Below are 22,881 nucleotides of genomic sequence, written 5' to 3'. Positions count from 1 at the left end.
CGCTTTCTCCAGAATCGTTTACCCCCTTACTTATCAGTCTTCCTTACGGTTGACCTACCAATTTCTTGGTAAGTAAAGGGGCTTACCCTGTTTCAGATTAAGTAACGTTGACGGGTTAGGTGTTGCCTAGCGACCGATGGGAGTTGTTGTCTCCGTAATGGCAATGAAAAATCCATTATCCTACCCATTTACCTTTTGGTTGAGGCGTATCAGTACCTTCCGCCTCTTATTCCTAACGATCTTTATCAGCAATTCACATATGTTCACCTTACCATCATAGCCTAGCCCTCCAACCGCTTTGATACTAGCAGCTATATACTATCTCACGATTCGTATACCGTATTAATCCAAGAGGTACATTGTCTCGAGTGCTTCTACCCCCCTCGTTACCAAGGAAGCTAGACTCGATAGGCTCTGCCGGAAGAACGACAGGATTGATTAGAATTAAACATTCGCTTTATTCTATCAATCAATTACTTTAATCGACTTTTCAGGTCGCACTTTCATAAAAGATTCGAGAATGCCTGACCACACTCTTTTTTTCAGTTCCTCATCAGCAATATCATGCACATTTACTAGTTGATAATCATTTGCCCAAATATCCCTAACTAATTTACTATTGTCAAATAAACTCCACAAATTACGAGACACATTATATTTTCTTGTGCCGTTAAAAAATATTAACGGATAGACTAACGGTAAAGTTTTGGTTTTAGGATTCTTAGTTAAATATCTGTCACAAATATTCATCATATATTTGAAGAGACGAAAAGCCATGAAATGATCAGGACTGCTTTGATGCTCGACTAGCAGGTATAGATAACCATCTTGCTTACCAAATTTAGTATAAAACAACACGTCTGAGATAGTATCTCTTAAATTTGGTTCAACAAAAGTTGTATTGTCCATTTTTAGGTTAGTGGAATCTACCGTCTTGCTAGTCAAGAAAAAAAGTAGATTAGTATTCATAAATTTTATTATTTTTCACCATAGAATTTAAACAAATAATTACTTTACGCATAACGGCTACTAAAGCGACCTTTGCTTTTTTACCAGCATTAGTCATACGTTCATATAATGCCTTCATTTTGTCATTATGACGCATCGCTACTAAAGCAGCCATATACAAGCTTTTTCGAACAAAAAACCTGCCGCCTCTAATATGAGCCCCATTAGTTTTTTGACCGCTTTGGCTTGTTTTTGGGGCGAGTCCAACTAAGCTTGCAATTTCCTTATTGCTCAGCACACCAAGCTCTAGCAGTTCTATTAGCAAAACACTAGCTGTTTTTTCGCCTATACCTTTATAGCTTATCAGCAAATCATTTTTTGCCTTTAAACTCTTATCTTCCTTTATGGCAGCCTTTATATCTTTTCTAATTTCCTCAAGCTGTTTTTTGCCACACTTTATCATTTCCTCGAGATATTTCTTAGCCTTCTCGGATGCAACTTTTGTTCTGCATTGATTAGCATGTATATCTTCTTCTATATTACGTTCTATGCTCCTTAGAGATTGTAATTCTTCTTGTATAACAGAAATTATTTGGTCTCCTTTCTCATCATTAGCAATAAAAGCTGCATATTTCTCAAGTAATAACGCATCCAATTTATCAGTCTTAGCAAAATGGTTACAGACCTTGGCAAAAGCGTGAACTCTATTAGGATGAGCTCTATGCACAGCAAGCCCGGCTTGTTGCAACATCCTCATAACCAAACGTTCATAACCGCCAGTAGATTCCAAAACAGTAAGCACAATATTTCGAGAAGCTATTTCTGATTTTATAAAATCAGAAATAGCTTTATCTGTATTTTTAATCTTACAATGAATATTGTTCATAGATATATCAAGCGTATTTTTTGAAACATCTATTCCCATAAATATCTTGCTTTTTTCAGTCATTTGCTTTACCTATAATTAGTGGTTGTTTTGCAAAGTTTTGATACATGATTGTAAATTCGATCTCTAAAGGATCATCCTACCGTTCGTATTATACTTTGCGATTCAAGGAAGGAGTGCACCAAGATTCCCTCGGTCTTTAAAGACCAATCTAAATTAAACGGCGTCACTCCTTCCGACCATATTAACTCCATATTGAGCTAATATTCAAGATACAATCTACTAAATCCTTAATATGTTTAGGTAAATGGGCATCAAAAAATTCATGTGCTACTAGTGGATTTTCCATAGCTTTACGAAAAATTTGATCATGCTTTAAGCGTTCAGCCATTTTCCTTACCTATTTTAACAAATCTTACACTATACGTCAATTCGGGATAAGGATTAGTAAAAATGCTTTAGCTATAACTAATACAAGATTTTGGATATGTATAAATTGCATTTCTGTGAATTCATACATTAATTGCTCTTCGTAGTGTATATATGTCTGCTATTTTTACTAATCCTTATCCCGAATTAACGTACTATATATATCTCTTGAGATAGACATTTTTAACAATCTGTCGATAACAAGGTGTATGACCGTATTTGGTAACAAGGTAATTGTCCGTAAATAGAGTATAAGTCTCTCTCAATAACAATAGAAGAGAGAGGTTATGCCAAGTAAGACAAAAATATTACAAGAGGTTATAAAAATGCGATTTGAAGAAATATATACTGCTCGTAAATGAAGAGTTGAAAGAAGAGAAGAAAGAAGCTAGAATATGATTATGGGAAATATTTTAACATCTGAACAAAGAACGGCACTGAAGTCACGTCATGGTAATGAACGAGATAGGAGAGTATGTGACCGAATTAAGGCAGTTTTGCTGTATGATAAAGGTTGGAGCTATGAAGAAATAGCAGAAGCATTGCTGTTAAGTGAAGAAGCTATAAGAAAGCATGTAAGAGATTATCAAAAATTTAATAAATTAGAGACAGCTAACGGTGGTAGTGCAAGTAAGCTAAGTGAGCTAGAAGAGAAAGAGTTAATAGAGCATTTAGAAGTATGTAATTATGTTTATGCCAAAGATATTAGCAATTACATAGAAAAAAAATACGGTGTTGCCTATACAATAGCAGGAATAACAAAGCTATTAAGGAGATTAGGCTTTGTATATAAAAAGCCAAAGATTGTACCCGGCAAGCTTGATGTAGATAAGCAAGAACTATTTAAGCTAGAATATAGTTTGTTAAAAGGTAATCTCAAGGCTAAAGAAGCTATATATTTTATGGATAGCGTTCATCCTCAGTATCAAACAAAAGCCCGTTATGGTTGGATCAGAAAGAATCAAAATAAAACTTTACCAACATTTAGTGGTTGGAAAAGGAAGCATTTAATAGGAGCAATTAATTTATCTGATTTGCAATTAGTTAGCACAGATAATCCTAAAGTAAACGGTGATTATATAATCAATTTTCTACAAAAATTAGAAGCAGAAAATCCTAATAAAGAGAAGATATATTTGATTTGTGATAATGCTGGGTATCATAAGTCAAAGAAAGTAAAGGAGTATCTAGTAAATAGCAAAATAGAATTAGTATTTTTACCTCCCTATAGCCCTAATCTTAATCCGATTGAACGATTATGGAAATTTATGCATAGAATTGTAACAAATAATAAATTTTACCATAATTTTGCTCAATTCTCAGAAGCTATAGATAGATTTTTTGGTAATATTGATAAATACAAAGGTAATTTGCTTACTCTTATCACTGACCAATTTCAGACTATAACTTTTAATCATTTTGCCAACTCTTCAGGTTAATTGAGTATACGACAGATACGATAGAGGAGAAATTAGCAACGAAGTTGCAGCAGATTTATTAGGATGTAGAGAGAGAACATTTAGACGAAAGAAAGTGAGGTATGAAGAAAGTGGATTTTTTGGTCTGTTAGATAGAAGGATAGGTCATATGCCACCTAACAAAGTAGCAGTAGATGAAGTAGAGCAAATGCTAAAATTATACGAAGAAACATACTATGATTTTACATCTAAGCATTTTCATGAACAGCTAGTAAAGAAACATAAATTTAAGCATAGTTATAATTTTGTTAGGATATCGCTGCAAGGATGTGGATTAGTAAGTAAACTTATTAATAAGAAGCCTCACCATCGTCTTAAAAGAGCTAGGAAGTCCATGGTTGGCATGATGCTGCATCAGGATGGTTCTACCCATGAGTGGATTTATGGACTAGGGTATCATCCGGACTTGATAGTGACAATGGACGATGCTAGCAATGAAATATATTCAGCATTTTTAATAGAGGAAGAAGGAACAGCAAGTTGTTTTATAGCCCTGACAGAAGTCATAGAAGCTAAAGGGTTATTTAGTTCTCTGTATGTGGATAGAGGTAGCCATTATGCTTACACGGCAATAGCCGGTGGTAAGGTAGATAAGAATAACCCGACACAAGTAACGTCAATTCGGGATAAGGATTAGTAAAAATGCTTTAGCTATAACTAATACAAGATTTTGGATATGTATAAATTGCATTTCTGTGAATTCATACATTAATTGCTCTTCGTAGTGTATATATGTCTGCTATTTTTACTAATCCTTATCCCGAATTAACGTAAGTAGGAAGAGCGTGCAAGCAACTTGGCATTCAGCTTATCCATGCCTATTCCCCAGAGGCGAGAGGTAGGTCAGAGAGGATGTTTGGCTCTCTTCAGAAGCGGTTACCACAAGAATTCAGAGTAGCTGGTATTAGAACGATTAGAAAGGCAAATTGTTATCTCAAGGAAGTTTTTGTTCCAGAATATAATGAGCAGTTTTGCGTGACCCCAGAGCTTAAGGAGAGTGCGTTTATCCCCTATACTGGGAGGGATTTACAAGATGTATTATCGATTCAAGAGGAAAGAGTAGTAGCAAAAGATAATACTGTTTCCTATAACAAAAAGCTCTTGCAAATCCCAAGTAATGACCAGAGGTATCATTATGTAAAATGTAGAGTAATGATACATGAATACACCAATGGAGAACTGGCTATTTTCCATGGTGCTAGGAGAGTAGCAAAATATGATGCAAGTGGCAAGGTAATTGTGGAGTTAAGCAAAAAGGCTGATAGCGTCAATATTGCAGCGTAAAGGGAGCTAGTTATTGTGAATCACTAACTTTAACTGGTTGTGGAATTATGGATAACTTCTAACGAAGTTTCCCACAATTCCACAACCACAACCATCTAAATTTTAAAAAATATTTTTTAAGAATTTTAAAAAAAAGATTCACAATAAAACGGACAATTACCTTGTTACAAAACCCGGACATTTTAGAATGTTATTGACAGTTATTATTTTTTGTACTTGAAAAAGATCACCTTAGCTGATATAAAACAAGCATCTTTGTATATATACTCTTCTGCTTTGAAGAATTGGCTTTTGCAAATACTTGCGGGGATTTCGCATACTCACGTACTAGATGTACGCTCCGTTCGTTCATCCCTTGTTTTCCGTTCCAATTCTCTAAATCATTTGAGTATACGCACCCTTAGCTCAGCTGGATAGAGCAACGGATTTCTAATCCGTAGGTCAGAGGTTCGAATCCTCTAGGGTGCGCCATTCTCCGATTTCAGTGCATTTTACGAATGCATCAAACGGTGGACGTAGCATAAAGTCTAGCTTTCCGTCTTTTAATTTTAGGTTCGTAAAGACTAAATTTATCAATTTACGTTTTCTCTCCGTAGTCGAACCTTTAAAGGTTTCTAACGCTCCGGAAGCCAGTTCTACTAGGTTAACCAAGCATTCTGAAAATTTATCATCAGCATAATCATGGTTTTCTATTTCTCTCACGATATCTTCACGTTTTTGTATTAATTTCTGACGTTTTTCTTCATGGTCTCCCTTGCTAATATACTCAATTAACCTGAAGAGTTGCAAAAATGGTTAACGGTAATAGTCTGGAAATTATCGTTTATTAAGGTACGTAACCTATCTTTATAATCGCCGATGTTGCTAAAAAATTTGTTTATTGCTTCCGAAAATTGTTCAAAATTATGATAAAATTTATTTAATATCTTTCCTATCTTTGCAACTCTTCATTTATGAGTAGTATACCTTGATATCCTGTATCAGTAATCGCTTTAACCTTAGAATGGATAAGAATTTTGGATTCCTTAAATAATCTAAAGTCATGTTTTTTACCGTTAGAAAAATCTGTACATATTACTTGGTGTGTCTTCTTGTCTACCACTATTTGAGTTTTTAGTGTATGCCTTTTCTTCTTTCCTGAATAATAGAATTTTTGTTTTTTTTAGGTCTTTCTATAGGACTCTCAGTAGCATCAATCAAGACTACTTCATAATTCATATCACTCTTCATTAGAGCTTTACGACCTGGAAGAGCAAAGTTTGGGTGTTTAACTAGGGTGTCTTCTACCCATTTAACAGCTTTATATGCTGAACTTTCACTAATCCCATAGTTCTGACCTATATGGAAATAAGTACGGTATTCTCTAAGGTATTCTAAGGCCATCAGCAACTGTTCCTCCAAATTGAGCTTATTTTTACGCCCACCTTTTGATTTCTTAAGACCATCAGCTTGCCTCAAAATATCCACCATCTTTGAGAATGTTCCCTTCTTTACTCCTGTTAATCGACGAAATTTTTCATCCTCTAACTCTTTAATCTGATCGAATTTCATTATTACTTCAAATCAGATATTTATAACACCATTCTACATCATTGTCTAGTTTCGAAAGAAGTCTATTATTAGTTGTAATACTGTGCATAAACTTCCATAATCTCTCAATTGGGTTAAGATTTGGACTATATGGTGGCAAAAATACTAGCTCTATTTTAGTATTTACTAGGTATTCCTTAACTTTCTTGGATTTGTGGTAACTAGCATTGTCACAGATTAAATATATTCTTTCCTTGTCACTATTCTCCTCTTCCAACCTTTGTAGAAAATTAACTATCTGCTCCCCATTTATTTTGGGGTTCTCTGTGCTTACTAACTGTAAATCGGCTAGGTTAATAGCACCAATCATGTGCTTTCTTCTCCAGCCACTGAATGTTGGTAAGGTCTTATCTTGGTTCTTTCTTATCCAACCGCACCTTGCCCTTGCTTGATACTGAGGATGAACACCATCCATAAAATATATGGCTTCCTTATCTCTGAGATCCCCTTTTAACGTCAGTTCGGGATAAGATATAGATGAAATAGTAATAGATAAAAGGATTGTCAAAAAGGAGTGCCTGCAGTATTTATATTTTTAAACAAAAAAACAAACTACAGGCATGAAAAAAGATATCACAGAATTATATAGTTTTATAGATGATTTTTGTAAAATTTATTTGGAGTATGAACAGAGAAAGTTATTACCATCAAATAAGCAGAGAAATCGCTGTTGTAGCATGAGTTTAAGTGAAATGTTAACAATAATAATTATGTTTCATACATCCTATGCTAAGAATTTTAAATTTTTCTATAAAAGTTATATAGAGTGCATGCATAAGGATGATTTCCCTAAAGCCTTGAGTTATAATAGATTTGTTGAATTAATGGCACGATTATTCATACCGCTAAATATGTTGATTCATTTGTTGTTTGGTGAAGAAACAGGTATTTATTTTATTGACTCTACAACGATTAAAGCTTGTCACAATAAAAGGCGTTATAGCAATAAAGTTTTTAAAGGATTAGCCAAACATAGTAAATCCTCTATGGGGTATTTTTATGGTTTTAAATTACATGTAATAATCAATAATAAAGGGGAGTTTATGGCATTAAAAGTGACCAAAGGCAATGTAGATGATAGGGTTCCAGTACCGGAGTTAACAAAAAACGTCAATTCGGGATAAGGATTAGTAAAAATGCTTTAGCTATAACTAATACAAGATTTTGGATATGTATAAATTGCATTTCTGTGAATTCATACATTAATTGCTCTTCGTAGTGTATATATGTCTGCTATTTTTACTAATCCTTATCCCGAATTAACGTAAAAAGATTAACTGGAATTATAGCAGCTGATAAAGGTTATATTAAGCAAAATTTGTTCTTAAATTTATATGAAAGAGGCTTAAAAATGATTCATGGAATTAAGAAGAATATGGAAAATAAATTAATGGATTTGAAAGAAAAAATCTTACTTCGAAAGCGTAACTTAATTGAAACAGTTTTTGATTATCTAAAAAATAAAATGAACCTTGAACATACTAGACATAGATCACCAATAAATGCCTTTGTCCATATATTATCTACTCTTGTTGCTTATTCATTAAAGAAAAATAAACCTTCAACAAAATTTGATTTTAATCTACATGTTCTCAATATCCTTATCCCGAATTGACGTAATTTCCTAGCATTTATCACCTTATATATTTATTAGTTTATAGATACTGATGATTTGGTTGAACGATAGCAAGATAAAATAATACAGAAAATTGAAATAATAAATCTTGGTTGTAACAATATCACGGTTCTATAAACAAATTAAAAGGGGAAACAGAGATATTTGGTAAAAATATAGGCTTAAGATCAAAGAGATGTTGACTATCAAAACTGCATCGCATCCTAATAAATTATTAAAAATAATCTTTGCAGAGAAAATAGTTAAAAAATAATAATATTTATAATTAAAAAATACTTGACTATTATTTTAGAATTGATTCTAATTAAAATTATGGCAACGTAAATCAACCTATTAGCATGGCAAAATATAAAATGGCTGATGATTTTGATGACGGGGATAAAGGTAAGGGGAAGGAAAAAGACAAGGTAAGTCTTGATCTGTTTAAGAGTGTAATTGAGTATATGATTAGTGATATCAGCTCGCAACTTTACTCTACTAACCCGGCTGAATTAGCAAGAATCAATAATATCATCAATAGCTTGTTAAGTAGCGATCTTCCACCGGAGATACAAACAAGACTGAAAAAATTACAAGAGCTTGTTGTTGAAAAAGAGGAGAATGCTGAGCAAGTTCGTAATTCAGGAATATTGGAAAGAAATAGAGAAGAAGCAACTAAATGGGAAGAACATGTAGCTATTTTAGAAAAGGAGGCTGAGAGGTTAGAAGCTGAGCGGTTATTAGCACAGTTTCATCAAGAAGGCTCTATGTTAACAAAACAACATGAAAAATTTAAAGTAGATATAGTTGAGCGTATAAAGGAAACTAAGGAAGAAACTATAAAACACAATGAGTTGTTTGATTATCTTAGTGATGAAAATCTGAAAGGTAAAGATATTGATGAAAGTAAATTAAGACCTTTCATCAAAAATAAAGAACAAATAGAGAGAGAATTATATAGGCATCAGAAAGCAGCACATAAACATTACGATGAATTATGTGCTTATGATGCAAAATTAAAAGCAGAGAAAGAAGAATTAAAAGAGGCTGTTAAAAAACAGCCAAAACCGAAAGAGCTGCAATCGTCAATTTTGCTTGAAACAGCAAATTATATAGACTCAGAAAAAAAGTTATTGAAGACAGCTAATAATTTGTATGATTATGCTGTAATCCAAATTGGTAAAACGGAGATTGTACAAGAGAAGTATGGGTTACCAAGAGCTGCAGAATTTTATAAAACGATAAGTAGTGATCTACACGAGGCTTTGTTATTTGGCAAGGCAGAGGCTGCTGCTGCTCTTGCTTATTTTCATCGTGATGGGTTGGGATAGAAAAGAATGAATATAAGTATAAATTATTAGTAGCTGTAGGGGCTAAGCTAGGTAATCCTACTTGTTTAAACATATTTAAGACGGATGCTACACGAGTCTATACCGATGTTTTTTCAGAGGCAGGGCAATGGGTTAATGCTATTAAGACAATCACCGCAAAATATCCTAATAAGGATGCAGAAATTGTTGTGTCTGCTTCAGTTTGGGCTGATAAACAATTAGAATCGCATTGTCAACAATTTCACTCACATCAGGGAGCATCTTCTTCTCAGCTTAATGATTCGTACGAAACTCCTGATACGTCGTTTGACTCGGAAAAAGATACCTCACTAATTGGAAGTACTAAGCTTCATGTCTGTTGTGAAATTATGTAGTATCAATTCCATAAATCGTCATCCCCTATGCCAATTGGTATAGGGGGTTTTAGTTGTAAGGTAAGTTAGCTAAACAATAAGTAATATATGGTAAAACGAGTGAAATAATAAGTCATCAACTATTTCCCCTAACCATATACCTAACATACCAAAGCTACGTCTAAAGTTTGTAGTATTATGACACCAAACTTACAATCCATAATCATAAGGAGAAAATATGGAAGGTTCTGAAAGATTGACTCAATTATACCAAGAAGGTTTGAGATTAGAAAAACAATATGCAGAGTTTAAGAAAGAAAGTGCTAAGTATTTAGCAGCAAGACAACAAGAGTACCTTCAGTTACAGGAATTGCTTCAAGCTATTAAAAATAACTGAAGCCTATTCTAACTCTGAGGAATCTGAAATTATGTAATCTCAACAAATCGTTCCCCATTATGTCAAATTGGTATAGGGTTTTTTTAATACAATTCTAGATAATATAACTTAAGGGTTTAAATACTAATATGAGCAAATTTGTACGAGCAGACGGCAGAGTTATCTATCCCCAAACCAGTCTCACTAGAGAACAAAAACAAGCTGTTGGGTTGCTGTCGATCGGGACATTCTTAGAGTATTTTGATCTGATGTTATATGTACATATGGCAGTATTGCTTAATAAACTATTTTTTGAATCTGCTGATCCTCACACAGCCTCTTTAATGACGGCTTTTGCCTTTTGTTCAACCTATGTTTTTCGACCTATTGGGGCATTAATATTTGGTTGGTTAGGTGATAATATTGGACGTAAGTCTACTGTCATTATTACAACTGTTATGATGGCTTTCACGTGCCTTGTCATGGCGAATCTTCCTACTTATCCTCAAATAGGAAGTATGGCAACTTGGATAGTAACCATTTGCTGTATAGTACAAGGCATGTCTTCTATGGGTGAAATAGTAGGGGCAGGACTTTATTTAACTGAAACAATTAACCCACCAGCCCAATATGCAAGTGTGGCTATGAATCCGATCAAAAATTTTAATCACTGCTACACTATATTTTTCTTGTTGAACTAATAAATCTAAAATCTCTTTGGAGCTAATCTTGCCGTAAGGTTTGATCCTTGTTAGATATTCTACTTGACTTGCCACTAGACTTCCAAAAACTTGAGCAATCATCTTTTCACTAAGTTCTGTATCCTGAAGTGTATCGTGTAGTAAGGCGCTTACTATCATGTCAGTTCTAAACAATATTGGCATATTTAAAGCTGTATAGCTAGCAAGCATATAAGCTACTTCAATCGGGTGTGAGTAATAGGGTTCACCCGATTGCCTCATTTGACTACCATGATATTTTCGAGCATAAAAAATCCCTTTTTTGACTTCGATAATATCCACTGGCTGCGTTACTTTTTTGTTTAGTAACATGATTTGATCCAATAACTTTTTAGAATAACCACAAGACTGATATTCCGCCTGCCAACAGTTAATATTTTCCACAAATGCCTATAATAATTTTTAATTATAAAACATATTAAACTAAAAATTAAGACATGTCTAAAAACTTATTTTTATTTCTTGAAAAGGATAAATATTTTTCAACTTTATTACATAATAATATATTTATAGAAATAAGTTAGTGAAAATAAATCAATCACACCAATAAATAAAGTTTTCAGTTAATCTTCAAAAAAAAGATATAGCTAACCCCATTAATATTACACCAATTTATTTGATGAGACCAATTTTAAAAATTACCTACTAGGAATTATTAAAATTATATCTAAGCCTTTTTACGTTGCTTATAGTGATTAGCGTATTTATCTAATAAGGTTTTTATCATTTTTTGATATGGAATGTGATGTTTAGATGCTTGGGATTTAAAAAAATCAACACTATCTTTACTTAAAGAAATAGTAATTTTTACAGAATCATTTTTTAAAACCAAATTCTTTGGTGCGGGTAAAAAATCATTTACTATTTCTACCTCTCCTATCTCACCTTTACTGTATTTTATTTTCTTTTTCATAAATCTTTTTTCCTTTCCTCCAATAACCCGCACCGAAAATCCTTACAGAATTATTTCTAATAGAAAAACGAACTGTTAAAATATGTTCTTCTACTTTACCCAAACAAAAATATCTATCTTCGTCATTACTATGATTAAGGTCTTTAAGCATCACCCTATTTAAGTCTAAAAAGGCTTTCTGTGCCTCATAAAAACTTATATGGTGTTTTTCAATATTCACTTTATTTTTTTCTTCGTCCCATTCAAAGAAAATTTGCATCTTTTTCATCTATAATAACACAGAAATACCATTAATGTACATATCTTTATATGGGTAATTATACATAACTATTACTTCATCTAGGATTCCTACAATTTTTAAAAACCCATGACTTGAAAACCCTTTGTAGCTAACCCAATTAATATTACAGCAATCTACTTGATGAAGCCAATTTTTAAATTACCTAGTAACGTCAGCATCCGTAATGGGAGTCAATAAAAAAATAGTAATTTAACATAAATTTTCATTCCAAGAAGAATTATTTTTGACAATAGAGTGCATAAAAGCGAGTAATTTACGCATAACAGCAACAAGAGCAACTTTTGCTGGTTTATGTTTAGCAATTAAGTGGTCATAAAAATTGCGTAAACGCTTATTACATCGTAAGGCAGCTACTGCAGCCATATACAGCACTCTTCGTAGATTACCTCTACCGGCAAAGATACTTCTTCTACCTTTATAACTGCCACTTTCTCTAGCAAAAGGGGCAAGACCTACTAAAGCAGTTAAGCTTCTAAAAGTAATATTACCAAGCTCTAGTGCTTCACATATTACAGTGGTAGCAAGAGTAATGCCAACTGCTGGAATAGAAGTAAGCTTATCAATTTTATCTTTGATTTCTTGATTCTTAGAAATTAAGGCTTTGATATTCTCATCAATCTCTTGTAATTGTTCTGTTAAACTAGTAATATGCTGGTTCAAAGATAAGATGATTACATGGTTAAACTCAGTATCCTGCCTAGCAACTTCTTGATTCTTAAATACTAATAATTGTTCCCTTCTTTTTAATAAAGCATGTAACTGTTGTTGGCTATTACTATCATAAGTAACTTTAATTGCTAGTGCAAAGCATGTTGCATAATCATGTAGTAATTTACTATCGATGTTATCAGTTTTAGCAAGCCATCCTCTAGCTTTAGCATAACTACGCACTTTATTAGGGTGTACTGTAGCAAAAGGTAATTTATTTATTTTTAAAAATTCTCTTAAGTGATATTCATATCCACCAGTAGGTTCAAAGACAACAATTAACTCAGATAAGAGCTGATAGTGTTTATTAATAGTGCTAAGCATAGTAGTAAAACCTTGCTGATCATTGGTAACCTCAAAAGCCTTGTTGGTAGCTGGTAGATAGATATTTAAAGTTTTTTTACTAACGTCCACACCAATATAAGTTGTTGCCATATAGAGCCTCATTATTTATATTAATAATAGGATATGCTACATACTCATACGCAAGGTTTAAACCTTATGACATCCGTTCGTAGTCTTTATCCAAAATAGGATGGGTCTTTGCTAACGTACGAAGTCTCTGAGCTTCAGAGCTTCAATTCGGGATACAGTTTACCCATCCTACCACTAATATAACTGATCACGTTATATTTATCATGGCTCTTTTATTGTATGAATTCGGGATAAGGTTATAATTTAGAGGGAAGTCGAGATTGCAATTTATAGAAGGTTTATTTTTCTTAAGAGAATAGGCAAATAGTGTAGAAAGTATATGAACAAAAGCATTGATAGGTGATCTGTGTCTAGTATGCTCAAGGTTCATTTTGTTCTTTAAATAATCAAAAACTGTTTCAATTAAATTACGTTTTCTTAGCATAAATCTTCTCCTTTAAATCCATTAATTTATTTGGCATATTTTTCTTAATCCCATGCACCATTTTTAATCCTCTTTCATATAAACTGACGAATAAGTTTTGCTTAATATACTGCTCGTAAATGAAGAGTTGAAAGAAGAGAAGAAAGAAGCTAGAATATGATTATGGGAAATATTTTAACATCTGAACAAAGAACGGCACTGAAGTCACGTCATGGTAATGAACGAGATAGGAGAGTATGTGACCGAATTAAGGCAGTTTTGCTGTATGATAAAGGTTGGAGCTATGAAGAAATAGCAGAAGCATTGCTGTTAAGTGAAGAAGCTATAAGAAAGCATGTAAGAGATTATCAAAAATTTAATAAATTAGAGACAGCTAACGGTGGTAGTGCAAGTAAGCTAAGTGAGCTAGAAGAGAAAGAGTTAATAGAGCATTTAGAAGTATGTAATTATGTTTATGCCAAAGATATTAGCAATTACATAGAAAAAAAATACGGTGTTGCCTATACAATAGCAGGAATAACAAAGCTATTAAGGAGATTAGGCTTTGTATATAAAAAGCCAAAGATTGTACCCGGCAAGCTTGATGTAGATAAGCAAGAACTATTTAAGCTAGAATATAGTTTGTTAAAAGGTAATCTCAAGGCTAAAGAAGCTATATATTTTATGGATAGCGTTCATCCTCAGTATCAAACAAAAGCCCGTTATGGTTGGATCAGAAAGAATCAAAATAAAACTTTACCAACATTTAGTGGTTGGAAAAGGAAGCATTTAATAGGAGCAATTAATTTATCTGATTTGCAATTAGTTAGCACAGATAATCCTAAAGTAAACGGTGATTATATAATCAATTTTCTACAAAAATTAGAAGCAGAAAATCCTAATAAAGAGAAGATATATTTGATTTGTGATAATGCTGGGTATCATAAGTCAAAGAAAGTAAAGGAGTATCTAGTAAATAGCAAAATAGAATTAGTATTTTTACCTCCCTATAGCCCTAATCTTAATCCGATTGAACGATTATGGAAATTTATGCATAGAATTGTAACAAATAATAAATTTTACCATAATTTTGCTCAATTCTCAGAAGCTATAGATAGATTTTTTGGTAATATTGATAAATACAAAGGTAATTTGCTTACTCTTATCACTGACCAATTTCAGACTATAACTTTTAATCATTTTGCCAACTCTTCAGGTTAATTGAGTATATATCCTTTATCTGCATACATAACTCCAGTTAAACCATCTGTTAACTCAGGTACTGGAATCCTATCATCAACGTTTCCTTTAGTCATTTTTAATGCTATAAACTGTCCTTTTTCATTAATAATTAAGTGTAACTTGAACCCATAAAAATAACCCATCGATGATTTGCTATGTTTTGCTAGCCCTTTAAATATTTTATTACTATATCACGTTAATTCGGGATAAGGATTAGTAAAAATAGCAGACATATATACACTACGAAGAGCAATTAATGTATGAATTCACAGAAATGCAATTTATACATATCCAAAATCTTGTATTAGTTACGTTAATTCGGGATAAGGATTAGTAAAAATAGCAGACATATATATACTACGAAGAGCAATTAATGTATGAATTCACAGAAATGCAATTTATACATATCCAAAATCTTGTATTAGTTATAGCTAAAGCATTTTTACTAATCCTTATCCCGAATTGACGTATTAAGCAAAATTTGTTCTTAAATTTATATGAAAGAGGCTTAAAAATGATTCATGGAATTAAGAAGAATATGGAAAATAAATTAATGGATTTGAAAGAAAAAATCTTACTTCGAAAGCGTAACTTAATTGAAACAGTTTTTGATTATCTAAAAAATAAAATGAACCTTGAACATACTAGACATAGATCACCAATAAATGCCTTTGTCCATATATTATCTACTCTTGTTGCTTATTCATTAAAGAAAAATAAACCTTCAACAAAATTTGATTTTAATCTACATGTTCTCAATATCCTTATCCCGAATTGACGTAATTTATACATATCCAAAATCTTGTATTAGTTATAGCTAAAGCATTTTTACTAATCCTTATCCCGAATTGACGTTTCATGTAATTCAGTACTGCTTGCTTGCAGGCAAAGAGATTATTAGGAGAGTCCAAGCTATGTTTAATCAATAGCTTGTTGACAAAACTCAATTCACGTTAATTCGGGATAAGGATTAGTAAAAATAGCAGACATATATACACTACGAAGAGCAATTAATGTATGAATTCACAGAAATGCAATTTATACATATCCAAAATCTTGTATTAGTTATAGCTAAAGCATTTTTACTAATCCTTATCCCGAATTGACGTAATTCGTAATTACTACCTGTTGTCTTTCTTAACCAAGCAGCATCTTCTTCGGTCAATGGGTAAAACATCTCTAGCTTCCTACGTGAATACCAGCCTTTAGCCTGTTTGGTAATATCACTGAACCACCTAGGCAATTTCCCACTAGCTTCTTGCTCAGACCCGCTACCTCCTGAATAGCCATCTGTTGAATCAGAATCTGAATCGTAATCTGACTCGTCATCAGTTGGAGTTGCCTCAGAGGAATTGCAGTCTGTGGAATTGCAGGGTGATGCTTCACTTGCTGATCTTACCGTTACCTCAAGTGGTAAATTAACACTTTGCTCCTCAGTTGACTCAATTTCTGACAGATTTTGTTCACCTGAACTTACTGTTATTTCCGGCGATGAATCAAAGCTTTGCTCCGTAGTTGAATCAATATCTGACAAAGTTTTTTCACCTCTTTTTGTCCTTACCTCAAGCGGTAAATTAACGTTTTGTTCCTCAGTTGATTCAGGCTCTGACACACTTTGTCCACAGACTTGTCCACAATTTTCTTGATTTTTTCCATATCTAGATATTATAGATATATCTATAGATGCGTTTTTTTGAAAATTTTTTACAGTTGGGTGGTAATTTTTTTCAGGTTGAGCTGAAATTTTTTGGTGGCTAGATTGAATATTTGTACGATTAAAGTAATAAGAACTATCATTAGCTTTACGAAAATTTATAAATTTCTTAAGAAGTCTGATAGATAAAATATTACGGCATTTTAGATTATGTTTGACCGTAGTAATCAAAGTGTGATAAATGAACCCACTTATTTGTAATTCTATTAGACATTGTTTAACCCGTCTTTGGCAGACTCTTAGCTCTTTCTCGAAAAAATAATAGCCTTCTTGTAATTCTTGTGTATTGTTGTAGCTATCAGTTTTCGTGCAAGAAACTATCAAAGATAGAAGTTGAATAGAAGTTTTACTTAATTGTTTACCACAATTATTGGTAAGATTTCGCCATTCAGGTGGGACAAAATTACCAACTATATTATAGAAAATGGTGTTTGGATTTTCAATTAAGTTGTCGGAAAAAATTAACGATTCTGTCATATTTCCTCCCCGTGAAAAACGGTTAAAAACAGACTATTTTGTATGTCAAATTTCAGGAAATTTGTCTGAGAAGTTACATATAAATTACATATGAAATTTTTAGTAAAGTTAGAAAACCTGGACGGCTGATAAGAACTGGCGGGAGTGACGGGACTCGAACCCGCGACCTTCTGCGTGACAGGCAGACGCTTCAGGGGTTAACCCATCCTCATTTAACCTATTACTTATTAGGCTTTCAGAATTTTCTTGCTTTTACTAAAAATTTCATATGTGTACCATATGTACTAATCTTAAAAATTGACCTACAAAAAAATCTATTTTTAACCCTATTACAAGGGGAGGAAATATGACAGAATCGTTAACTTTTTCTCGCTCTGTAGTTGAAAATCAAGATATTATCTTTTATAACATAGTCGGTAATTTTGTCCCACCTGAGTGGCGGAATCTTACCAACAATTGTGGTAAACAATTAAGTAAAACGTCTCGTCAACTTTTATCGTTGATAGTTTCTTGCATGAAAACTAGTAATTATAGAAATTCGGATGAATTACAAGAAGGCTATCATTTTTTCGAGAAAGAACTAGAAGTTTGTCAAAAACGGGTTAAACAATGTCTAACAGAATTACAAACAAGTGGATTCATTGATTTTACTTTAATTACTACTACGATCAAACATAACGTAAAATGCCGTAATATTTTATCTATCAAACTCCTTAAGAAATTTATGAATTTTTGTAAAACTAATAATAGTTCTTATAATTCTAATTACATAAATATTCAATTTAGCCATAAAAAAATTTCAATCCAACCGGAAAAAAATTACCACCCAACTGTAAAAAATTTTAAAAAAAATGCATCTATATATATATCTATAATATCTAGATATGGAAAAAATCAAGAAAATTGTGGACAAGTCTGTGGACAAAATGTGTCAGAGCCTGAATCAACTGAGGAACAAAAGGTTAATTTACCGCTTGAGGTAACGACAAAAAGAGGTGAAAAAACTTTGTCAGATATTGATTCAACTACGGAGCAAAACTTTGATTCATCGCCGGAGATAACGGTAAGTTCAAGTGAAAAAAGTTTACCAAAACCTGAGTCAACTGAAGAAAAAAGTTTTAATTTACCTATGGAGACAAAGGTAAACTCAGTAAATGAAACGTTACCCTACAATTCCACAGACGACAATTCCGGCGATACAGTTGATAACGAGTCAGACTGTGATTCAGATTCTGATTCAACAGACGGGTATTCAGGAGGTAGCGGGTCTGAGCAAGAAGCTAGTGGGAAATTGCCTAGGTGGCTCAGTGATATTACCAAACAGGCTAAAGGCTGGTATTCACGTAGGAAGCTAGAGATGTTTTACCCATTGACCGAAGAAGATGCTGCTTGGTTAAGAAAGACAACAGGTCGTAATTACGAATTGAGTTTTGTCAACAAGCTATTGATTAAACATAGCTTGGACTCTCCTAATAATCGCTTTGCCTGCAAGCAAGCAGTACTGAATTACATGAAGATATCTTTGATTCATGAAAGGCGTCCACCAGCTAAGGCAAATAACCCAAACTTTAACTTCAATCTGAACAATGCTACTAGGGCAAGAAAGGCTTATTTGCAAAAGGTAAAAGATAGTAAGGGCGTTAAACCACTGAATCAGTTGAAACGTAAGATTGTTGAAGCTTTTGAGGAGCATCAGTCTAGCACTGCTTATCAATTGCTGAAGAGGTGCAGTTTTTTTGGAGTATGTGACGATGAATACAAGATTGATCTAGCGGATATCTCTTTGTCAGAAACTGACAAATGCACATTGCTCAAGACAGTGCAAGAAGTATATGGCAAAGATGTTCAGCAATTGCGTATTACCAACAAAAGAGAGGTATCGGATTATCATTTAGAGCTAAGTGGGCTAAATCCAGAGTCAGTATGGTATAAAGTAAGGAAATATTTGTTAAAATTATACGGTGAACACTTGGACAAAGCTTGGTTTAGCAAGTTAGAAGCAATTGAAGAAGATACGACTTGCAATAAGCTTATTCTCAAACCAGCTACTGCCTTTATTGGGGATTGGATTAAGAATAAGTACAGCAAAGATTTGGAATATGCTTGCAGTAAACTGAATTATACTTTTGAGTTTATGAAAGTCGATAGAATGGCTAGGCTGTAAGCTATGGTAAATAGCATTTAAAGCTATTTTAAATATGTTTATAAGAGGATTTAATTTTTAGCTAGAAAGTATATTAAAAACAAATAACGCTATTGTACGAGTCTATATTTGCGAAATTTTAAGGTATTATTGCAATAACAAACGAAAATTTGAATTGGTAGTTTACGTTGATGAAACTAATTGTATTAGTTGAGAAAAAAGATGATTACAAAGAAGTTAATAATAATCAACCAGTTACTGAAGGTTGAAGAGTACATACAAATCACATATGAAATTGTAAGGGTTTGGAAAATATGAGAGTAATGCAGGTTACAAAGGTCGAACCTCTGCTGACTAGGCAGAAGCTCGCCCTTAAATTCACCATCTATAGCTATTTTGCTGAGATTTTTAGCAGTTTTTGTCACTTTTTTACATTTTTTGGCAAAAATTGTCCGCGGAATCACCCGGGGGGTGCTAGCTACGCAAAATGGGGTATAGGGGGCGTCACGCGAAAAATTTTTTTGAGGTAATTAATCAGTTAGTATTAAAATCTCATGTTTAATACTAAGCAGTTAATTCGCTCTTAAAATCATCTCGTTTACTCCACGGTACAGGGATAATTTGGTAATTTTTTAAAGCATCTTGAAAATTTTCTGGTATAGGTTTCTCATTATCATTTATGAAAGTATATGCTTTTGCGTCGGATGAACGTACTTCTCTCGTATCAAACCAATCTCCCATAATACTAGTTGCTTTATTTTTATTTGGAGTATTTACTGTCTGAATCATACGCTCAGGGGCATATTTTGATTTTGGAATAAGAAAATCAAAATGTCTGAGGTAACCGGATTGACCTAAAAATGCAACTCTTTCAGAATATCGGATATCACAAACATCTAGCCACATTTGTACATCTTCATAAAATAACGAGGCAATGTTAGGTCTTGCTAAGTAAAACATATCGTTAACGGCAAGAATTGCTTGAATGAGATTATGTTTGGCTAAAGCAAAATTTTGCTGATTGGTTTTAACAAACATTTCATTATTATTTTTATGTACACCAAAACCATTAAGAGTCATTTCTAAAAATTTCTGTCGTCTGTCAGAGTCCAGCAAACATCCTGATTGTTCTAAATCATCAATAGTCCAACTATCATCAGTCAAGATATAACTATTCCCCTCTTGTTTTAGATAAATTTGTATGTAGTCATTATGGCGGTCAAGATAAGGGGTAGTTATCTCAAGCCAATCTTTTAATTGTTTCCATGCTGTTTTATCTCTTAACCATTTATAGTAATTTTCTAAAAGATGTTCTATATTTAAGCTTGAAGTCATGAGAATAATCCTTTTGAAAAATATATATAAGAAATTCAGCAAGAATAATATATAAAATAGAAAATAATTAATTAATAAGCACTAATAAGTAGAAAATAATAATGCAAGATATCTAACCTATTTTAATTAATAGACTGGAAAAAAGACTGAAAAAGAGCTATAATAAGGCTAATAGCAAAGAAATTTCAAAGAACAGAAATGACTACGAATTATAGCTTATTTGAAAAATATTTAGAAAAGATATCATCTAGCACTATCAACAAGTTTGGTTCAATCAATAACATCTCTAGTTTTCTGTTGCATCTTTGTGAGTGTGGCAACATTGTTACTGCTATTAGCAAGGTTGATTGTATCTCGCCTCTTATGTTACATCGGATCATTCACAATGATAAATACCTAAAAAAATGCGTCAATTTAGCTTTAGCCATTGCAGTAGATAGAGCAGAAGGGGTGTTATATGACAGGGCAATTAACGGTTATGAGGAAGTGACCTATAACAAGGATAATCAGGCAATAGCTACTAAGAAAAAATATTGTTCTAAGTCATTGCTGGAATATCTTAAAGCCAATTCGCAAAAATATCAAACAAGGAAGCATGATGCTAGTTACCATAGGAAAAATAGTGATGAAGCTGAACAGGCAGCAAAAGCCCGAGAAATAGCAAAGATGATAGATGTAACTAATTTTGAAATAGAATCGTATGAAGCAGAATATGCAATTGCCAAAGGACAGTAAGACCAAAGTGATGAAAACTATTAGTAAAGCTAAAGCCAGCAAAGAGGTTACTAGCTCTGCTTCTAAAAGTCTTAAATTTCCGGTGGATTGGTCACCCTATCCATTTCAGTTGCCTTTGTGGAGATATTTATACTCGGGTGGTAAAAAAGCTATAGCCATTTGGCATAGAAGAGCTGGTAAGGATATTATGGGTATTAACTGGATCACTGCTAGTGCTATTCGAGAAGTTGGCATTTATTGGTATGTGTACCCCACTTATAATCAAGCTAAAATGTCGGTGTGGGACGGTATGACCTTGTCAGGTCGTCCCTATATGTCATTTATCCCTGATGGGGTAATTGCTCGCAGTCAGCAATACAAGCAACGAATATTGTTTAAAAATGGTTCTGTGATTCAGTTTGTTGGTAGTGATCGTTATGCTAGTATCAGGGGTAGTGGTATTAAGGGAGCAGTGATCTCGGAATATTCCTACCATGATCCAAGGGCTATGAGTTGTGTTATCGAACCAATGGTAGTTCGGAATAATGCTTGGCTGCTTTACCTGTATACGCCAAGTGATAACCCAAAACTAACACATGGTGAAGAGTTATACATTAAATACCAAAATAGTCCGGGGGTATTTTGTCAGATTAGAACTATCGAAGACACTACAGATCATGAGGGAAAGCCCTTAGTCGAGAAAAGTAAGCTTGATTCTGTCGATATGACTGATGAGGAAATTCGTCGAGAGTTTTATTGTGATTTTGAAGCCTATCGTTACAAGAGAGCTGATCAAGGTGGTACTTTTGTTGAACAGTTACGACTAGCTGAAAGTCAGGGGCGTATTGGCTATGTACCATATGACCCAGCCTATCAGGTTCATACTTACTGGGATATAGGAATTGTTGATTATACAGTAATTTGGTTTGTCCAAGAGAAACAAGACTACATAGATATTATCGATTTTTATATGAATAGGGGCAAAGATTTGGAATTTTACTTGAATCATTTAAGGACTAGACCGTATCAATATGGACGTAACGTATTGCCCCATGATATGAGTCGAAGACAAATGCCAACTTTGGATACAAGATTACAACAAGCTAATGAGGTAGCAGAGAAAGTAGGCTTCTCGCCTTTTGCTATTGGTAGGAAATATTTACGGGAAGAAATGATAACCAAGGCAAGAATACTACTGGGTAAATGCCGCATCGACGCCCAAAAATGTCAACGTGGCATTAACGGACTTTTCGAGTTTGATGCTACAAAAAGAGGAGTGCATTCTAATTCCTCTAGGGCTACTGATATAACCGAGAGCTTTTGTTATATGGCGATGGACGTTAAAACTGGTGATGAACAGCAGCAGTCCCAATATGATATAGTGCAACATCGTAAAGTAATGAATGATTATAATGCGTTGGAAAGATGATGGAGCAGAAGAAGCAAGAATTGATGATTAAATAATT

General features: G+C 33.3%; 18 protein-coding genes, 1 tRNA gene and 9 pseudogenes. 14 read left to right on the top strand and 14 right to left on the bottom strand.

What is annotated here, in order from left to right:
- Positions 1 to 480: 480 nt before the first annotated feature.
- The 3 genes and pseudogenes from ACN1AG_RS04375 to ACN1AG_RS04365 all read right to left on the bottom strand — a co-directional run.
- A pseudogene (locus ACN1AG_RS04375) lies at positions 481 to 915 on the bottom strand (Rpn family recombination-promoting nuclease/putative transposase); the annotation flags it as partial.
- A gap of 43 nt (positions 916 to 958) precedes the next feature.
- Positions 959 to 1,897, bottom strand: a complete 939-nt coding sequence (locus tag ACN1AG_RS04370; protein ID WP_417904475.1) for an IS110 family transposase — start codon at positions 1,895 to 1,897, stop codon at positions 959 to 961.
- Between the two features lie 214 nt (positions 1,898 to 2,111).
- Positions 2,112 to 2,225 (bottom strand): annotated as a pseudogene (locus ACN1AG_RS04365) (Rpn family recombination-promoting nuclease/putative transposase); the annotation flags it as partial.
- A 439-nt stretch (positions 2,226 to 2,664) separates the two neighbouring features.
- Between ACN1AG_RS04365 and ACN1AG_RS04360 the strand changes: the two are divergent.
- The 4 genes from ACN1AG_RS04360 to ACN1AG_RS04345 all read left to right on the top strand — a co-directional run bounded on the left by ACN1AG_RS04360 (position 2,665) and on the right by ACN1AG_RS04345 (position 5,496).
- Positions 2,665 to 3,702, top strand: a complete 1,038-nt coding sequence (locus tag ACN1AG_RS04360) for an IS630 family transposase (RefSeq protein ID WP_417904474.1) — start codon at positions 2,665 to 2,667, stop codon at positions 3,700 to 3,702.
- A 148-nt stretch (positions 3,703 to 3,850) separates the two neighbouring features.
- On the top strand, positions 3,851 to 4,378 hold the full coding sequence (locus ACN1AG_RS04355) for a hypothetical protein (protein WP_417904473.1): 528 nt from the start codon (positions 3,851 to 3,853) through the stop codon (positions 4,376 to 4,378).
- Positions 4,379 to 4,593: 215 nt separating this feature from the next.
- Entirely contained in the window at positions 4,594 to 5,025 is a 432-nt protein-coding gene (locus ACN1AG_RS04350) for a hypothetical protein (protein WP_417904472.1), read from the top strand.
- Between the two features lie 394 nt (positions 5,026 to 5,419).
- Positions 5,420 to 5,496: transfer RNA gene (locus ACN1AG_RS04345), tRNA-Arg, on the top strand.
- Here ACN1AG_RS04345 and ACN1AG_RS04340 read toward each other — a convergent pair.
- The 3 genes and pseudogenes from ACN1AG_RS04340 to ACN1AG_RS04330 all read right to left on the bottom strand — a co-directional run bounded on the left by ACN1AG_RS04340 (position 5,467) and on the right by ACN1AG_RS04330 (position 7,123).
- The gene (locus ACN1AG_RS04340; protein ID WP_417904471.1) at positions 5,467 to 5,814 is read right to left on the bottom strand and encodes a recombinase RecB; all 348 of its coding nucleotides are present in this window, start codon (positions 5,812 to 5,814) and stop codon (positions 5,467 to 5,469) included. The two genes, ACN1AG_RS04345 and ACN1AG_RS04340, sit on opposite strands and share 30 nt — an antisense overlap.
- 160 nt (positions 5,815 to 5,974) lie before the next feature.
- A pseudogene (locus ACN1AG_RS04335) lies at positions 5,975 to 6,576 on the bottom strand (IS5 family transposase); the annotation flags it as partial.
- A gap of 7 nt (positions 6,577 to 6,583) precedes the next feature.
- Positions 6,584 to 7,123 (bottom strand): IS630 family transposase, encoded by a 540-nt coding sequence (locus ACN1AG_RS04330; protein ID WP_417904470.1) that lies wholly within the window; start codon positions 7,121 to 7,123, stop codon positions 6,584 to 6,586.
- Between the two features lie 52 nt (positions 7,124 to 7,175).
- Between ACN1AG_RS04330 and ACN1AG_RS04325 the strand changes: the two are divergent.
- From ACN1AG_RS04325 to ACN1AG_RS04305, 5 genes and pseudogenes are all read left to right on the top strand, one after another.
- Positions 7,176 to 7,724: pseudogene (locus ACN1AG_RS04325) on the top strand (IS982 family transposase); the annotation flags it as partial.
- Between the two features lie 164 nt (positions 7,725 to 7,888).
- Positions 7,889 to 8,230, top strand: a pseudogene (locus tag ACN1AG_RS04320) (transposase); the annotation flags it as partial.
- Between the two features lie 359 nt (positions 8,231 to 8,589).
- Positions 8,590 to 9,561 carry a hypothetical protein gene (locus tag ACN1AG_RS04315; RefSeq protein WP_417904469.1) on the top strand — a complete coding sequence of 324 codons (972 nt, stop codon included), beginning with the start codon at positions 8,590 to 8,592 and terminating at the stop codon, positions 9,559 to 9,561.
- 591 nt (positions 9,562 to 10,152) lie between these two features.
- Positions 10,153 to 10,311 (top strand): hypothetical protein, encoded by a 159-nt coding sequence (locus tag ACN1AG_RS04310; protein ID WP_417905074.1) that lies wholly within the window; start codon positions 10,153 to 10,155, stop codon positions 10,309 to 10,311.
- A gap of 128 nt (positions 10,312 to 10,439) precedes the next feature.
- Positions 10,440 to 10,937 (top strand): annotated as a pseudogene (locus ACN1AG_RS04305) (MFS transporter); the annotation flags it as partial.
- Here the strand turns inward: ACN1AG_RS04305 and ACN1AG_RS04300 are convergent.
- From ACN1AG_RS04300 to ACN1AG_RS04280, 5 genes and pseudogenes are all read right to left on the bottom strand, one after another.
- Positions 10,890 to 11,414 carry an HD domain-containing protein gene (locus ACN1AG_RS04300; RefSeq protein ID WP_417905580.1) on the bottom strand — a complete coding sequence of 175 codons (525 nt, stop codon included), beginning with the start codon at positions 11,412 to 11,414 and terminating at the stop codon, positions 10,890 to 10,892. The pseudogene ACN1AG_RS04305 and the gene ACN1AG_RS04300 overlap by 48 nt on opposite strands.
- A 283-nt stretch (positions 11,415 to 11,697) precedes the next feature.
- Entirely contained in the window at positions 11,698 to 11,943 is a 246-nt protein-coding gene (locus ACN1AG_RS04295; RefSeq protein ID WP_417905579.1) for a CopG family transcriptional regulator, read from the bottom strand.
- Positions 11,918 to 12,211: a BrnT family toxin gene (locus ACN1AG_RS04290; RefSeq protein ID WP_417905578.1), complete on the bottom strand. Its 294-nt coding sequence runs from the start codon at positions 12,209 to 12,211 to the stop codon at positions 11,918 to 11,920. Before ACN1AG_RS04290 ends, ACN1AG_RS04295 begins: the two co-directional genes overlap by 26 nt.
- 222 nt (positions 12,212 to 12,433) lie before the next feature.
- Positions 12,434 to 13,387 carry an IS110 family transposase gene (locus ACN1AG_RS04285; RefSeq protein WP_417905446.1) on the bottom strand — a complete coding sequence of 318 codons (954 nt, stop codon included), beginning with the start codon at positions 13,385 to 13,387 and terminating at the stop codon, positions 12,434 to 12,436.
- 187 nt (positions 13,388 to 13,574) lie between these two features.
- Positions 13,575 to 13,920: pseudogene (locus ACN1AG_RS04280) on the bottom strand (transposase); the annotation flags it as partial.
- 53 nt (positions 13,921 to 13,973) lie between these two features.
- Here ACN1AG_RS04280 and ACN1AG_RS04275 point away from each other — a divergent pair.
- Complete coding sequence (locus ACN1AG_RS04275; protein WP_417904474.1) at positions 13,974 to 15,011, top strand: IS630 family transposase; 1,038 nt, start codon at positions 13,974 to 13,976, stop codon at positions 15,009 to 15,011.
- A 5-nt stretch (positions 15,012 to 15,016) separates the two neighbouring features.
- Here the strand turns inward: ACN1AG_RS04275 and ACN1AG_RS04270 are convergent.
- A pseudogene (locus tag ACN1AG_RS04270) lies at positions 15,017 to 15,217 on the bottom strand (transposase); the annotation flags it as partial.
- Positions 15,218 to 15,501: 284 nt separating this feature from the next.
- On the opposite strand from ACN1AG_RS04270, the pseudogene ACN1AG_RS04265 reads away from it, so the two are divergent.
- A pseudogene (locus ACN1AG_RS04265) lies at positions 15,502 to 15,810 on the top strand (transposase); the annotation flags it as partial.
- 219 nt (positions 15,811 to 16,029) lie between these two features.
- Here the strand turns inward: ACN1AG_RS04265 and ACN1AG_RS04260 are convergent.
- On the bottom strand, positions 16,030 to 17,223 hold the full coding sequence (locus ACN1AG_RS04260; RefSeq protein WP_417905577.1) for a hypothetical protein: 1,194 nt from the start codon (positions 17,221 to 17,223) through the stop codon (positions 16,030 to 16,032).
- Between the two features lie 346 nt (positions 17,224 to 17,569).
- On the opposite strand from ACN1AG_RS04260, the gene ACN1AG_RS04255 reads away from it, so the two are divergent.
- Positions 17,570 to 19,387, top strand: coding sequence for a DnaA N-terminal domain-containing protein (locus ACN1AG_RS04255; RefSeq protein ID WP_417905576.1), 1,818 nt, complete (start codon positions 17,570 to 17,572; stop codon positions 19,385 to 19,387).
- Between the two features lie 543 nt (positions 19,388 to 19,930).
- On the opposite strand, the gene ACN1AG_RS04250 is transcribed toward ACN1AG_RS04255, so the two are convergent.
- A complete protein-coding gene (locus ACN1AG_RS04250) occupies positions 19,931 to 20,701 on the bottom strand; it encodes a DUF1828 domain-containing protein (protein WP_417905575.1) in 771 nt (256 codons plus the stop codon).
- A 198-nt stretch (positions 20,702 to 20,899) separates the two neighbouring features.
- On the opposite strand from ACN1AG_RS04250, the gene ACN1AG_RS04245 reads away from it, so the two are divergent.
- Positions 20,900 to 21,436, top strand: coding sequence for a hypothetical protein (locus ACN1AG_RS04245; protein WP_417905574.1), 537 nt, complete (start codon positions 20,900 to 20,902; stop codon positions 21,434 to 21,436).
- Complete coding sequence (locus ACN1AG_RS04240; RefSeq protein WP_417905573.1) at positions 21,402 to 22,844, top strand: hypothetical protein; 1,443 nt, start codon at positions 21,402 to 21,404, stop codon at positions 22,842 to 22,844. The genes ACN1AG_RS04245 and ACN1AG_RS04240 overlap by 35 nt, the downstream gene beginning before the upstream one ends.
- The last annotated feature ends 37 nt before the right edge of the window (positions 22,845 to 22,881 follow it).

Source organism: Candidatus Tisiphia endosymbiont of Micropterix aruncella (genome assembly GCF_965178575.1).
In the GTDB taxonomy this organism is placed as follows: domain Bacteria; phylum Pseudomonadota; class Alphaproteobacteria; order Rickettsiales; family Rickettsiaceae; genus Tisiphia.
This window is presented reverse-complemented; position numbering and strand designations above follow the sequence as displayed.

Coding starts and splice junctions, on each gene's coding strand:
- ACN1AG_RS04370 (WP_417904475.1), bottom strand. CDS start 1,897: ATGACTGAAAAAAGCAAGATATTTATGGGAATAGATGTTTCAAAAAAT.
- ACN1AG_RS04360 (WP_417904474.1), top strand. CDS start 2,665: ATGGGAAATATTTTAACATCTGAACAAAGAACGGCACTGAAGTCACGT.
- ACN1AG_RS04355 (WP_417904473.1), top strand. CDS start 3,851: ATGCCACCTAACAAAGTAGCAGTAGATGAAGTAGAGCAAATGCTAAAA.
- ACN1AG_RS04350 (WP_417904472.1), top strand. CDS start 4,594: ATGTTTGGCTCTCTTCAGAAGCGGTTACCACAAGAATTCAGAGTAGCT.
- ACN1AG_RS04315 (WP_417904469.1), top strand. CDS start 8,590: ATGGCAAAATATAAAATGGCTGATGATTTTGATGACGGGGATAAAGGT.
- ACN1AG_RS04310 (WP_417905074.1), top strand. CDS start 10,153: ATGGAAGGTTCTGAAAGATTGACTCAATTATACCAAGAAGGTTTGAGA.
- ACN1AG_RS04295 (WP_417905579.1), bottom strand. CDS start 11,943: ATGAAAAAGAAAATAAAATACAGTAAAGGTGAGATAGGAGAGGTAGAA.
- ACN1AG_RS04290 (WP_417905578.1), bottom strand. CDS start 12,211: ATGAAAAAGATGCAAATTTTCTTTGAATGGGACGAAGAAAAAAATAAA.
- ACN1AG_RS04285 (WP_417905446.1), bottom strand. CDS start 13,387: ATGGCAACAACTTATATTGGTGTGGACGTTAGTAAAAAAACTTTAAAT.
- ACN1AG_RS04275 (WP_417904474.1), top strand. CDS start 13,974: ATGGGAAATATTTTAACATCTGAACAAAGAACGGCACTGAAGTCACGT.
- ACN1AG_RS04260 (WP_417905577.1), bottom strand. CDS start 17,223: ATGACAGAATCGTTAATTTTTTCCGACAACTTAATTGAAAATCCAAAC.
- ACN1AG_RS04255 (WP_417905576.1), top strand. CDS start 17,570: ATGACAGAATCGTTAACTTTTTCTCGCTCTGTAGTTGAAAATCAAGAT.
- ACN1AG_RS04250 (WP_417905575.1), bottom strand. CDS start 20,701: ATGACTTCAAGCTTAAATATAGAACATCTTTTAGAAAATTACTATAAA.
- ACN1AG_RS04245 (WP_417905574.1), top strand. CDS start 20,900: ATGACTACGAATTATAGCTTATTTGAAAAATATTTAGAAAAGATATCA.
- ACN1AG_RS04240 (WP_417905573.1), top strand. CDS start 21,402: ATGAAGCAGAATATGCAATTGCCAAAGGACAGTAAGACCAAAGTGATG.